The organism is Psychroserpens sp. (assembly GCF_045105015.1).
Classification (GTDB): domain Bacteria; phylum Bacteroidota; class Bacteroidia; order Flavobacteriales; family Flavobacteriaceae; genus Psychroserpens.
Genome location: NZ_JBGCCX010000125.1, coordinates 1 through 13,147, shown reverse-complemented (window position 1 = coordinate 13,147; position 13,147 = coordinate 1). Strand labels below are relative to the sequence as shown.

The 13,147-nt window shown below is 32.9% G+C and carries 17 protein-coding genes; 16 read left to right on the top strand and 1 reads right to left on the bottom strand.

Translation table 11 applies throughout. The annotated features are described in order from the left end of the window. From AB8B90_RS09390 to AB8B90_RS09360, 7 genes are all read left to right on the top strand, one after another. Positions 1 to 544, top strand: a 544-nt coding sequence (locus AB8B90_RS09390) for a hypothetical protein (protein WP_405336125.1), incomplete at its 5' end; no start/stop codon positions are given. Between the two features lie 4 nt (positions 545 to 548). Continuing rightward, positions 549 to 1,103, top strand: a complete 555-nt coding sequence (locus tag AB8B90_RS09385) for a hypothetical protein (protein WP_405336123.1) — start codon at positions 549 to 551, stop codon at positions 1,101 to 1,103. Positions 1,104 to 2,023: 920 nt separating this feature from the next. After that, positions 2,024 to 2,386: a hypothetical protein gene (locus AB8B90_RS09380; protein WP_405336121.1), complete on the top strand. Its 363-nt coding sequence runs from the start codon at positions 2,024 to 2,026 to the stop codon at positions 2,384 to 2,386. A 38-nt stretch (positions 2,387 to 2,424) separates the two neighbouring features. Further along, positions 2,425 to 3,105 carry a hypothetical protein gene (locus AB8B90_RS09375; protein ID WP_405336118.1) on the top strand — a complete coding sequence of 227 codons (681 nt, stop codon included), beginning with the start codon at positions 2,425 to 2,427 and terminating at the stop codon, positions 3,103 to 3,105. A 76-nt stretch (positions 3,106 to 3,181) separates the two neighbouring features. Then, positions 3,182 to 4,528 (top strand): lanthionine synthetase LanC family protein, encoded by a 1,347-nt coding sequence (locus AB8B90_RS09370; protein ID WP_405336115.1) that lies wholly within the window; start codon positions 3,182 to 3,184, stop codon positions 4,526 to 4,528. Positions 4,529 to 4,645: 117 nt separating this feature from the next. Beyond that, the gene (locus tag AB8B90_RS09365) at positions 4,646 to 4,882 is read left to right on the top strand and encodes a type II toxin-antitoxin system ParD family antitoxin (RefSeq protein ID WP_405336112.1); all 237 of its coding nucleotides are present in this window, start codon (positions 4,646 to 4,648) and stop codon (positions 4,880 to 4,882) included. Then, positions 4,882 to 5,169, top strand: a complete 288-nt coding sequence (locus AB8B90_RS09360) for a type II toxin-antitoxin system RelE/ParE family toxin (protein WP_405336109.1) — start codon at positions 4,882 to 4,884, stop codon at positions 5,167 to 5,169. Before AB8B90_RS09365 ends, AB8B90_RS09360 begins: the two co-directional genes overlap by 1 nt. 56 nt (positions 5,170 to 5,225) lie before the next feature. On the opposite strand, the gene AB8B90_RS09355 is transcribed toward AB8B90_RS09360, so the two are convergent. Further along, on the bottom strand, positions 5,226 to 6,023 hold the full coding sequence (locus tag AB8B90_RS09355) for a hypothetical protein (protein WP_405336106.1): 798 nt from the start codon (positions 6,021 to 6,023) through the stop codon (positions 5,226 to 5,228). Positions 6,024 to 6,683: 660 nt separating this feature from the next. Between AB8B90_RS09355 and AB8B90_RS09350 the strand changes: the two genes are divergently transcribed. From AB8B90_RS09350 to AB8B90_RS09310, 9 genes are all read left to right on the top strand, one after another. Further along, positions 6,684 to 7,094 carry a hypothetical protein gene (locus AB8B90_RS09350; protein ID WP_405336103.1) on the top strand — a complete coding sequence of 137 codons (411 nt, stop codon included), beginning with the start codon at positions 6,684 to 6,686 and terminating at the stop codon, positions 7,092 to 7,094. 105 nt (positions 7,095 to 7,199) lie between these two features. Next, a complete protein-coding gene (locus AB8B90_RS09345; protein WP_405336100.1) occupies positions 7,200 to 7,601 on the top strand; it encodes a VOC family protein in 402 nt (133 codons plus the stop codon). A gap of 118 nt (positions 7,602 to 7,719) precedes the next feature. Further along, positions 7,720 to 8,757 (top strand): helix-turn-helix domain-containing protein, encoded by a 1,038-nt coding sequence (locus tag AB8B90_RS09340; protein ID WP_405336097.1) that lies wholly within the window; start codon positions 7,720 to 7,722, stop codon positions 8,755 to 8,757. Positions 8,758 to 8,844: 87 nt separating this feature from the next. Continuing rightward, positions 8,845 to 9,285: a nuclear transport factor 2 family protein gene (locus AB8B90_RS09335; protein ID WP_405336095.1), complete on the top strand. Its 441-nt coding sequence runs from the start codon at positions 8,845 to 8,847 to the stop codon at positions 9,283 to 9,285. A gap of 11 nt (positions 9,286 to 9,296) precedes the next feature. Next, complete coding sequence (locus AB8B90_RS09330; RefSeq protein WP_405336092.1) at positions 9,297 to 10,814, top strand: serine hydrolase; 1,518 nt, start codon at positions 9,297 to 9,299, stop codon at positions 10,812 to 10,814. Between the two features lie 2 nt (positions 10,815 to 10,816). After that, on the top strand, positions 10,817 to 11,710 hold the full coding sequence (locus AB8B90_RS09325; protein ID WP_405336089.1) for a serine hydrolase domain-containing protein: 894 nt from the start codon (positions 10,817 to 10,819) through the stop codon (positions 11,708 to 11,710). Beyond that, the gene (locus AB8B90_RS09320; protein WP_405336086.1) at positions 11,668 to 12,276 is read left to right on the top strand and encodes a DUF3471 domain-containing protein; all 609 of its coding nucleotides are present in this window, start codon (positions 11,668 to 11,670) and stop codon (positions 12,274 to 12,276) included. Before AB8B90_RS09325 ends, AB8B90_RS09320 begins: the two co-directional genes overlap by 43 nt. 447 nt (positions 12,277 to 12,723) lie before the next feature. Continuing rightward, complete coding sequence (locus AB8B90_RS09315) at positions 12,724 to 12,942, top strand: hypothetical protein (RefSeq protein ID WP_405336084.1); 219 nt, start codon at positions 12,724 to 12,726, stop codon at positions 12,940 to 12,942. A gap of 17 nt (positions 12,943 to 12,959) precedes the next feature. Beyond that, positions 12,960 to 13,147, top strand: a 188-nt coding sequence (locus AB8B90_RS09310) for a hypothetical protein (protein ID WP_405336081.1), incomplete at its 3' end; no start/stop codon positions are given.

Here is a 13,147-nt window from a genome sequence, read left to right as displayed (position 1 = left end):
TATTTTATTGGTGCCAATTGGCTGGTTATTTAATGATTCAAGGAACAAAAAGAGAACATTAGAACAAAAAGTACGAGAGACGAATTTGAAAAGACTAGAAAATCAAGTACAGATGTTCTATTCTCCTATCTCAACAATTAGAACTCAATGCAGAGCGGTACATAAGTTTTACCACTCAAATATGCCAAAGGAGATGTCCGATTTAACTAGAATTGACGTTGCTAAAATGGAGAAAGTACATTGGAGGATTCACGATTATATTACCGACAATTATCTCATACCATTGAATAATAAAGTCATTGATATTATTGAAAATAATGCGCATCTAGTGGATGAAGAAAAATTTCCCAATAGCTTTTTAAAGTTCATTGAACATGTGTATGAATTTGAAGTTCGTCATAGACTATATACAGATTTTGGTCTTAAAGAATTAATAACAGACCAAAAGACCTTTCCCGATAATTTTGATACCAGTATTGAGGATAAGTTGAAAGAGCTTAGGGCTAAATATTATCTTGAGCTTAATAATATAAAAGTTCAATAAAAGGATGATTCGACATTTATTTATTTTAGGTTTTTTATTGATTTTCGTTTCCTGTAATCAGGAAAAAGAAAAACATTTTACTATCCATAAGGTTAAAGATAAAGGTGTGTTTGGCTTTAAAAATGATAAAGAGAATACACTTGTATATTCTGGTTTCGTCGTTGAGATAAAAAATATGACTGATAATGATATTACGGAAGCCTCTGGTTATGTTATCGAATTAGATCAATACCCACAATTTGGTAGCTTTTTACAGATTGAATTAGCTAAAAAAATAGAAATTGTTGAATACAACTGTGTTTTTCGAGAGGATATTTCATTTGAAAACCCATGGAAATCAGGAGAAATAAGAACTTTAAGTTACGACCTAACCGAATTAGGGGATTCATTTAGCTACAACTACCCAATGTTAAAAGGTTATGACCTAAAGAGTGCGGAACTCTACTTGGCGATAGAATGTAAAAATGAACTTTTAAATTACAATTTTGCAGAAGTTATTGGGAAAGTAAATTTAAAAGAAGATTTAAATACTTTTATCCTTGACCAATCCGAAAATTAAAAGTTCAAATAAAGGATGAGAAAATATATCACTTTATCATTACCTGCTATTAAAGCACTCCTTTATCTATACTCAGAAAATATTTGAAGTGAGACAATCTGTTATCGTCATGTTTGCGGATTACGGCCTTAAACGTATCTCCTTTTTTTAATTTTTTGAAAACATCTTGAAAGTAGGTTTTTGAAACAATCAATGTAGTAGAGATACACTTTACATAAAAAGCATCCTCGGGCCAACCATTTTTTTCAACTGCCTGTGGTGGTAGATTATCTCCTATTCTAAGTTCTCTGATTATGGTTACATCGTTGATGGGGGACATCATAATATCACTATCTTTAATTTAGTCTTGCAATAAATTGTAGGATATAACGTACCTAAATTTATCTTATTTTTGATAAACTTATGATTTCGATGAACTACTGAAATTTTAACATTTCCAGTGGAGTAATATAATAATTTAGGCATTGAATTTTTAATAAAATGTAGGGTCATAAATATATTCCACCATAGTTCAAATAAAGGATAGTAAATGATTAAGAGATATTTTGACAAATTACCCTACAAGAAAAATTATGTGATTGCGGCTTTTGTCATTTGGAATCTGTTATTTATACCCATCATAATTGAGATTTTAAGAAATTACGATAACCCAGATTTTGGATGGGCGTGGCTACCGCCAATTACATTTGCTTTTACAACATGCATTGTTATACTTTTATCCAAAGATTTCCAAAAACAAATACTTAAAAAAGGTAAAGAGTTTAAAGATATTAGAAAGGATGTTTTTTTATTTTCATTTCTTATGTTAGTTTTCTTAGTATTACAGTTGAGGGCTATTTTTAATTTTTTTTAGCTTAACTAAGCTAAACCCAAAGTTCAAATAAAGGATAAATTATTGTTGGTAAACCAAAAGCTAAAGAATGAAAGCAAATAAAATTCTTCGAACAATATTAATATGGTTGCCTTCAGTAGCAATAGTACTATTCTATATTCCTAATGCTTTGGACAAATTAATTAATCACAACCAAACTGGAAAAGTCGTAGAAAGTAGTGCAGTAATGATTACCGCTGGACTTTTTATTTTAATAGGTGTAGCTCTTTTCTTGTATAATAAAACTATGATTATAGGTACAGCTATGCTAACCTTGTATATGGTTTTTATCGTGTTAATTCATATGTATAAAGGAAAGCCCTCTGAACTTGTAATTCTAATTCTTATGTCAACAGTATTCGCTGCTTATATAAGAAACCCAGAATTATTTCAGATGAAGTCTAAATCGTAAAGTTCAAATAAAGGATAATAAATTCATATAGAAAGCAATTGAAATCTATAAAAATCATAGCACTAGTTATTGTCTCTATCTTAATTGGCTTGTTTTTTATAGCAAAACGAATTTCAAAAGGAATCGGTGATTCACTTGAAAAAAGCATAAGAAATGTTTATAAAGTTTCTAAGACAATTGATTCAACAGACCTTGCTAAGATTGACTCATTAAAAGAGGCTCAACATAAGGAGTTTGATTCTATAATGAATGCTAAAATTAAAGTTTCTGATACCGTAGATTGTAATGGTGATGGTTGTGAAGGACTTTATCGAGGTCCTGAATTTGTTGGGAGTTCGGATATTGCACATCAATTTTCAAATAAGATGTCAGGGAAGGTTGGAAATAAATTGAAGGAACTTTACAACTTAGGAGAATATTCTAAGGTTGATTTTTCGAAAATAAAAATGTCAACAGTTGGTATGGGTTCCGGCATTGTAGCGTACGAACTCAAAATTCCTTTTGAAAAAGTCAAAGACAAATGTAGTGCATATACATCCTTTGATCATGTCGGCGGATGGAATCATAAACCCGCCTTAGCAAGAAGAAAAGAGGAACTCAAAGACGTTTTGATGGAAGGACAAGTGTTGCATATAAGTGAATTGAAAACAACACCAGAGGGTTTACAGGAGTATTGGATTCAATGGAAAAACAAAAAAGTTCAATCAGACTGTAAATAAACCAAAGTTCAAATAAAGGATGGCTTGATTAATTATGGGCTTAACAAAAATAGTTCGGCAATCTTAAAATAATCCAATGGAGTTAAAAAATAAAATCATTTACTTAGCATTTTTGCTCCTAGTGACATGCATAGTTAGTAACAGCTGCTCAGACAAAACAGTAAAGGAGGTTTCATCTACAGATTGGGTTTCACTAGCGATGAAAACCGAAAATTACATTCAGAAAGCTAAATATTCTTCACCATATGGAACAACTTGGAAAGTTATGCCTGATAGCCTTGAATCTATAGGTCGTTTAGCATTGTATAATGGTACTCCCGGAGTTATTCTTTTTTATTTAGAACTTTATCAAGCTACCAATAACAAGGAATATTTGAAAGAGGCGGAGTCAGGAGCGGACTTTTTAATAGATAACATACCTTATGTTAAACCTGGCCTTTATACTGGTCTTTCTGGTATCGGTTTTACGCTAAAAGAATTATATAAGATAACAAATGATTCCAAATACAAGAACGCAGTTATTAAGATAGTTGAGCTTCTAGAATCTTCGTCAGAAAGCTCTCCCAATGGTATTCATTGGGGCAAAGTTAATGACATCATAAGCGGGAGTGCAGGTATTGGTCTTTTTCTTTATGACATTAGCGATGAATTTAATTATAAAAAGGCAGATAGTCTGGCAATTTTAGTCGCAGAGGGTTTAATTGACAATGCTGTTGACACCCTTGGTGGTTTTCGTTGGAAAATATCGTCTAGTCATTCAAAATATATGGATAACTTTTCTCACGGTACTGCAGGGGTGTCCTACTTTCTCTCGGAAACCTATTTAAGAACTAAAAATAAAAAGTTTTTAAATGCAGCTTTAAAGGCTGGTAATACTTTAAATGAATTGTCAAATGACAAGGGGTATATTTCTCATCATATACCTGGCGGTGAAGAATTATATTATTTGAGCTGGTGTCATGGCCCAGCAGGTACTAGTAAGCTGTACTATTCACTTTATAAATCGACAGGAAACGAAAAGTGGTTAGATAAGATATTATTATCGGCAAATAGTTTGATGCAGGAGGAAATCACTACCCAACAATTACCTGGTTTTTGGAATAATGTAGGGAAGTGCTGTGGTTCCACGGGTGTAGCCGAACACTATCTATGGCTTTATAATACGTTTGGAAATGATGAATATCTAAACTTTTCTAATCAAATGACCACACAGATTATAGCCAATTCGAGTACAGAAAATAACCAAATGAAATGGGTTCATGCCGAAAATAGGAGGGACACTACCGAGATAGCAGCGCAAACTGGCTTAATGCAAGGATCGGCCGGAATTGGAATGTGGTTTCTAAGATTCGATGCTTTTAAGAATAATAGAGAATATAGTGTTAAGCTTCCCGATGAACCTAAAACTAGAATGATTGAATAATATTTCAAAGAACAAAGTTCAAATAAAGGATGCAATTAAATTACTAATTATTGCAATATTGATTCGTTTTTGGTGTTATTATGATGTATATTTACATCAATAACAGACATTATAATTATGGCAAGACAAAGTATTTCCTTAACAAGACCAAATGATGATTGGTTGAGATCATTAGTGGACAGCGAAGAATATTCGAGCAAGAGTGAAGTTGTAAATGACCTTATTCGTAGAGAAAGAGAAAAACAAAGAGAAATAGATTGGATCCGTGCTAAGCTCATTAAAGCTGAGCAAGGTGGTTTTACTGAATTGACCGCTTCTGAAATTTTGCGACAAGCCAAAAAGCAAGATTCTTAATGGCCAACTACAGATTAAGTAATGAAGCCAAAGATGATTTGATTCGTATCTATCGATATGGGGTTATTCAATTTGGGGAGGTTCAAGCAGAAAAATATTTCCATGCGTTATTTGAGCAGTTCGAATTGATTTCATTTAATCCAGAACATTATCAGGCTTTAGATTACATTAAATTGGGCTATCGCAGATGCCCTTATAAGGCGGACAATATCTATTTTAGAGTTGAGAACGGGAGTGTTGAAATAATGGCCATAGTAGGTAGCCAAGACATTGGTGCTAAACTTTAAAAGTTCAAATAAAGGATGAATGTAATTAAGAAAAATACCGCTTACTATTTATCTTTTTACATTTCGTTAGGAAGAAAAATATTTCCATTACGAGTAACAAATTCTGCTCCTATCGAGGCGTACTCTGCCCATCCCTCAAAAGAACCAAAACCTTCATATATTTCCTGCTTAAATGAAGCGTTTAGGCCGAAGTTTATCTTACGCCTTGAGTTTATAAAAAACTTAGCCAAAATGTAACCGTTGGATAAATAGGTTAAATTGAAAGGCGGGTTGGTGGCAATGAGTTGATTTCCTTCCCATATTTCGTTATGTAATACATTTACAAAAGGACCTTCTGAGGTTGTTGATAAGGAAGTCCTCCATAATACCATCACTGAACCCAATGACAAACCTGAGCCTGATGCATACGTGGGTGTGGGAATTGGACAATGTATGAAAGACTCTGAAATACGATCCATGGTGCCGGTTAGCCTAGTACCATTTCTCTTATTGGATACACTACTAAATGCTTTGGGATTCTGTACAACTACACTTGATCCGTGCGCCCACATAACATGTTGTAATTTTTCGTCGTCTATTGGAAAAGGTATATTTTCAAAAATAGGGCTGAACAAAGATAACACCTCTCGCTCCTTTCCGATGATTCCTTGCAGTTGTCCGATTTCAGTAAAACCTCCTATTTTGTCTCTTTTCTCGAGTAATTTCTTGGCCAAGTTGTATTTTTCTGGAAGTTCCTTTGAATTTGTTAGCATGTCCCCTATTTCTTCCGTAGAACTCGAATTATTAATAAAACTGACAACAATTTCACTTTTACTAGATACTGGATCCTGACTCCCTTTTGATAAGTTTTTCATGGTAGCTGTTTTATTTTTGATAAAAAATTATTTGTTTACCAGAAGTTGCAGACTTCCGTTTTGAATTAAGAATCTTGTCAGTATATTTCTGACTTCGAGGGATGAGGGAATTCCGATTAGAATTGGGAGATCTTGTTTACTAATCGATTTGGGGATTTTTTCTTCGAATCTAAAATTAGTGCCCTATACCATTTTACGTATGTTAATTTGTATACATTAGTTAATTTTATTGTACGTATTGCTGGTTTTTGATGATATTCGGTTGTAAACTTTAAGCTAATAGTTGGCTGAACTTGGTCAATATTTAAGAAATTAAACAATCGTGAATAGTAATAAAAAAATTGGCTATTAGTTTATTTATGTAAGAGCTATAACCAGAATACTGTTTTTTTAGAATATATCGTGCGTCACACTACAGAGTTAACTAAAAAGTTTAAATAAAGGATGATTATGAATTTATCAAATGGTCAAATAAATTCCTTAATTGCACTAGGGGTAGGTGTTCTAGTTTTAATTTTACTAAATGTCTTAGGAAATAGAGGTTCAGGATCTGAAACTCATGACACATCTGACTGGGGTACTGATGACTTTGACATTGATTGACCCATTAAGTTCAAATAAAGGATGAATTAGGATAAGATCTCAAACGTTGTTACAATTATGAACGAAAGAGAAGATTATTTTAGAATTTCCAAGAATGGAGACGTTCATACTTTGAGTGACCGAATCCCATTCAAATGGAAAGAACTTATAGTTTGGATTTCTGCCTCGTTTATTTTCTTAATTTATTTGCTTGGTTTTGGAATGGGAATTTTTGTTGCCCTTCTGACTTTAATCGGATACACACTTTATCGATTCGCATCTTGGATTTACTACTCAGAATTAGAAATTAACGAGAAAAGTGGTAAAATGACTCGATTAAAAAAAATACTGGAACGAACGCAGAAGACGGATTTGATAACCGATAATTTTGACCCGGATAAATTTGAATACTCGGAACTAAATCGGAGCGGTAAAATAAGTTTCTTATGTCATACCGCACTCACAAAAACTACGACTTGTTGGTTTTAAAAAATAAAACGGACAAAGAAATTATAGAGAAATATATTGCTGAAAAAATAACTGTACCCTCAAGATGAAAAACCCTAGTCCAATTATTAAAAGTTCAAATAAAGGATGAAAATAGAAAGAACAGGATTGATATTATATGTCAAAAAATATGACGCCTGCCTTATCTTTTATAAAGACATCTTAAAATTGAATATTCTTTTTCAAAATGATGAGCTGTGCTGTTTCGATTTTTATGGTACTTATATTATGGTTGAGAAAGAAGACAGAACGGAGTATTTAAATTTAGACCCAAAATATGCCAAAAGTTTTACATGCCTAAGAATTAATGTAGCAAATGTCAAAGAGGTGGCAGAATCGCTTTCCGAAAAGAACATTGAAATCGATTATCAAGAACATTCTTGGGGTAAAGTTGCCAAATTCAGAGACCCAGATGGGAATTTAATTGCCTTTAAGGACGAGGCTGGTTTTTTAAAACAAGTTGAGGGCTTCAAATCAAAGTTCAAATAAAGGATAGATTAAGATTCGAACATAGCTAAAAGTTCAGTTTGAATTGGTCAAAATAAAAATATACTATCTTCAAACTAATAACTAAACATTCGAGCTAAACCTAAGCTACAAATTAAATATGAATTTAGAATATCAACTTATATTTTTTTTTAGTGCATTAGGTGCTTTTAATGGCTTTTTGTTAAGTTTTTACTTTGCGTTTAAAGCAAAGAAATCTCAAGTACCTTCAAATTACTTTTTAGCATGCTTATTATTAGTTTTGAGTGTTAGAATAGTAAAGTCTGTTTTCTTTTATTTTATTTCGGGACTATCTGAAACTTTTATCCAAATAGGTCTATCTGCTTGTTTTTTAATAGGACCTTTTCTATATCTATACCTTCAATCTCAATTTATAGCGCCCAAAAAAAATTACCGGCTGCTGCACATACTCCCATATATTCTAATTATTACAGTAATAGGAATTGCATTTCCTTACTGGTCGGAAAGGTTACTATGGACTACTTATTTTGTGAGAGTAATATACTTACAATGGCTTACTTACATTATATTTTCAGGGTTAGTTTTAAAACCCGTCTTTAAAAAGTTCTTTAGTAGTTCTGAGAAATTTACGGATAAAGACCTGTGGCTTTCTAGTATATTTTTCGGTACTACTTTTATTTGGATAGGTTATTTTGTGGGTTCATTCACTTCGTATATCGTAGGCGCTTTATCATTTTCATTCATATTATACCTTGTGATTTTAGTTTTAATTTTCCAAAGAAAAAAAACAACTCTATTTTTTGATGAGAAAATACGCTATAAAAACAAAGAAATTAATCTTGTTGTTATAGACGAAATTTCTAATAAGCTACATCTCATCCAAGACAAAGAACTTTTTAAAGATGCTAACCTAAAACTGGCAGATATAGCTTTGGCATTTAAAACATCTCCACATACCCTATCCCAATATTTAAATGACAATTTAGGTAAGTCATTTTCTTTATTCATAAACGAGTATAGGATTGAAGAAGCTAAAAGACTTCTGCATTCTAATGACAATTATACGATAGAGGCCATTGGTTATGAAAGTGGTTTCAATTCTAAATCAACTTTCTTCACAACCTTTAAAAGCCTAGTTGGAATCACACCTTCAGCCTATAGAAAGCAGGGAAATTAATTCGGTTTTATAAATCCGAACTTCTATATTATAATAAGAAACCTCTAGCAATTACTATTTTTTGATCTTGCACAAAAAAAAATAATTATGTGCAAAATAAATCTCTTACTAGCAACACTGTTTTTTACCATTACAGTGTATTCACAAACTGAAAATGAGCAAATTACTACAGTACTCAATCATTATATTGAAGGTACTGCAAATGGTCAACCCGAACGTTTAAAAAAGGCTTTTCATGAAGACTTTAACCTCTATTTTGTTAAAAATAACGAATTAGAAATCTGGTCTGGAAAGCATTACATCAGTAATATAAAACCTGGTGTAATAAACGATAGAAAAGGGAAAATTATTTCAATAGATCAAGAAGGTGACGCAGCTATGGCGAAAATTGAAATTAAAATGCCGAGAAGAAACTTAACTTTTACAGACTATTTACTGTTACTGAAATTGGAAAACAAATGGAAAATTATTCATAAAAGTTTTTCCAAAAGAGAAAACGAAATTAACGAAGCTATTAACCAATTTTAAATCTAAATATTATGAAAAATATACTATATATATCACTTTTAACAGCATTGCTTTTTTGTATAAGTGCTTGTGCACAAGAAAAACGAAACACGCAAAAGAACTTTGACGGCTTAGATTCAGAAATTGAAACCCTCATAGCGGAACATCACGCTGCAGGAGTAGCAGTTGCCGTTGTGAAAGATGGAAAAACGATATATTCCAAAGGCTTTGGATATCGTGATTATGAAAACAAACTTCCTGTAAACGAACATACTGTTTTTGGTATTGGATCATGCACCAAAGCATTTACCGCAAGTGTATTAGGAATATTACAAGATGAGGGTAAGCTTAAATTTTCAGAAAAACCCGCAAAATATATACAAAACCTTGAGTTTTTTAATCAAGGAATGAATGATTCTATTCAGATTAAGAATCTTTTAACGCATAGTACTGGAGTAAATAGTAGGCCATCAGAGTCTATGGCAATTTTATTTATCACACCAAACAAATACGAGTTAATTCCTAGAATAAAACATATCAAACCAGCTACTGGGGTAGACAAAGGTTGGATTTATAATAATTTAATGTACTCTGTAGCCGGAATGGTTGCAGAAAAAGCTTCTGGTATCAGTCTGGAAGACAATTGGCAACAAAAAATATTTAACCCCTTGGAAATGAACAATACCTATGTAGGTTGGAAACCAGCATCAAAAAACAAAAATTTCTCTCATGGCTATGCAGTAGATAGTATTACCCCAAGCAGAGTATTGCAGGAAGACATGTCTACAAGAGCAGCGGGTGGTTCAATTTATAGCTCTGTTCATGATATGTCAAAGTGGATGCAATTATGGCTTAACGAAGGGGCTTTTGAAAACAAACAAATACTCTCAACAAAATATGTGAAATCTGCAACAGATTTTTTAAACAAATTACCTGATAATCCAAGAGACAGCCTAAATCCCGTTGCGAGATATTATGGGTATGGTTGGGGAAACTGGAATCACAAAGGCTATAAACGTGTAGAGCATTCTGGAGGCACCTCTGGTTATGTTTCTAATGTAGTTATGTATCCAGAAGAAAAACTTGGTATTGTGGTTTTGTCAAATCAAACAACTACAACGCTGTCCTCAAAGATTAATAATCGCATTGTTGAACGTTTATATCCAACCCTTACAGAAAATAACTTAGCAACCAGATTTGGGCAAACATTTACAATAGAACCAGTAGATACACCAACAATACAAGATTCAGAGAATAGGCCCTCTTATAAATTATCTGACTTAATAGGCACCTATACGCATCCCGGGTTTGGTGAATTTACAATCTCATTAACAGACCAAACTCTTTTTGCAGAGTTTCCGCTAACAAAATTTCGGTTAGAATACACTGGAGAAAATACATTTATTGACCACCATTCCACTCAGATTCCATTAACCTACTGGAATTTCATGAATTTTGTTTTTCAAGAAAATACAGAAAGTAAAGGCATAAACAGTGTAGCGATAAATCTAGATACAGCCCCCGTAATATTCACTAAACATAACAACTAGTCATGAAAGCAAAAAAAACCCTGATACTATTTATTTGCACAATGTTACTAATCCCAATTTCTTGTTTGACATGTAATACAATGAGTGCGCAAAACATACAAAAAGAAATTAAAACTTTTGAAAACAGTCTTTTACCTCCAATACTTGTAAACGATCAACCAGTCGTTAAGTTCAACATAATGGAGCGAATGAAACATCACAACATTCCTGGACTCAGCATCGCTGTCGTTCGAGATGGCAAACTTCATTGGGCCAAAGGATATGGCAAACGAACAACAGAAAAAGAAGGTCTAGTAAATGAACAAACTTTGTTTCAGGCCGCTTCGGTAACAAAACCATTTACAGCTTTGGGCATCTTAAAATTAGTTGAAAATAGAAAAATACATTTAGATGATGATGTAAACAACTATTTAAAAGGCTGGCAAATTTCAGAAAATGAGTTTACTAAAAAAGAAAAAGTAACAGTAAGAAGGTTGCTATCTCATACTGCTGGAATTAGTGGTCATGGATTTGATGGCTATGCTCAATCAGAAAATTTCCCTACCACTATAGAAGTTCTTAACGGAGAAGGAAATTCGCGTAGAGTAACCGTAGACAATACACCTGGTAAAGCATGGCGCTATTCTGGCGGCGGCTATGTAATACTACAAAAGCTTATAGAAGATGTTACAGGTACGCCTTTTGCCACTTACATGGATAATGAAGTTCTTACTCCTTTAAATATGACTAACAGTACTTTCCAACAACCTTTGGACAGAGATAGATATAAAAATGTGAGTTCTGCGCATAATAACGCTGGTGAAGTTGTAGTTGGTGATTGGCATAATTATCCTGAAACAGCAGCTGGTGGTTTATGGTCTACTTCAAAAGATATTGTATTGAAATTCAAAAAATAATAGCAGGCAAAGAAAATGGATTATTGAAAAAAGAAACTGTAGAAATGATGCTCACTAAAGGCTCAAACAATTGGGGTCTCGGACTGAGAATTGAAGGAGAAGGGGATGCATTAAGATTTGCCCACGACGGAAAAAACGAGGGCTTTTTTGTAGATTTTTATGCGTTTGCACATGAAGGTAGCGCCGTGGTTATTCTAACAAATGGAAATAATGGAACATTGATTCAAGAATTGTTAAAATCTATTTCTAACACTTATAATTGGGATACGCACCATCAAAAATCTATGGATATCTTAGCGGTTTCTTCAAAAAAATTGGCGGATTATACCGGTAGATATCTTTGGACAGATAGACCAAGTTCGAATTGGATTATAGAAATCGTAGTACGAGATGGACAGCTCCATTTTGAAGCTTCAGGAGTTCCAACCAATATATTAAGCCCTTTTGCCACCAATAAATTTATTGACATAGCTACAGAAGTTGAAGTACATTTCAAAGTCTCTAAAAGTGCCAAAGTAGAAGGTTTGACCTGGCGTGGTCGATTTAATTTTGAAAAAATACATTGATTAAGAACTTTAGTTAACTAAAATTAAATCGACTAAGCAAGACGAACAGGCTATGTAAGGTCTTATTCTCTAAAGTTCAAATAAAGGATTGATTAATATATGCGCTAAAGCGTTGGCAGCAAGCTGAAAACAAAGAATAGTTGACAAAAGCGATTTACATAATTACACTTGTTTTATTGATAACTGGAATTCCATTATTGGAATTTATGGCATTTAATTCTATGGTCAGTTTAAAATACGAAACAAAGGAATTGACCGATTGCATTTCACTTGTTTCTGGAATTAACCTTTGCACAACGATTAAAGTCTTACACTTTTTAGCATTTATCAGCGGGTTGGCTTTTATCGGATTATTAATATTTAAGAAAAGAATTTTGAAGAAGTTCAAATAAAGGATAGAAGTCTTTACAAATCAAGAAGAAAATATTCTATTTCTTACTGGTGGTATTGGGCGTAATAGTAGCCTTTGGAGTTATTATGTGTTTTAAGACAACATTCGCAATACAAGAAGAGACAGGTTTTATGACATGTATTCCAGACAAAACGCCCCAAAACCTTTGCGAAGATTTAACTTGGTACAAGAACTTAGTTTTTGCTACGGCTCCAACATTTACGGTAATGAGATGGTTTAGAAAACCTATTTTAAAGTTTTTAAGCCAAACTTAAAGTTCAAATAAAGGATTATGGAAATTAGCTATGAGCTTGTAAAGACAATATTTATCGGATTATATATTTTATTGGTGCCAATTGGCTGGTTATTTAATGATTCAAGGAACAAAAAGAGAACATTAGAACAAAAAGTACGAGAGACGAATTTGAAAAGACTAGAAAATCAAGTACAGATGTTCTATTCTCCTATCTCAACAATTAG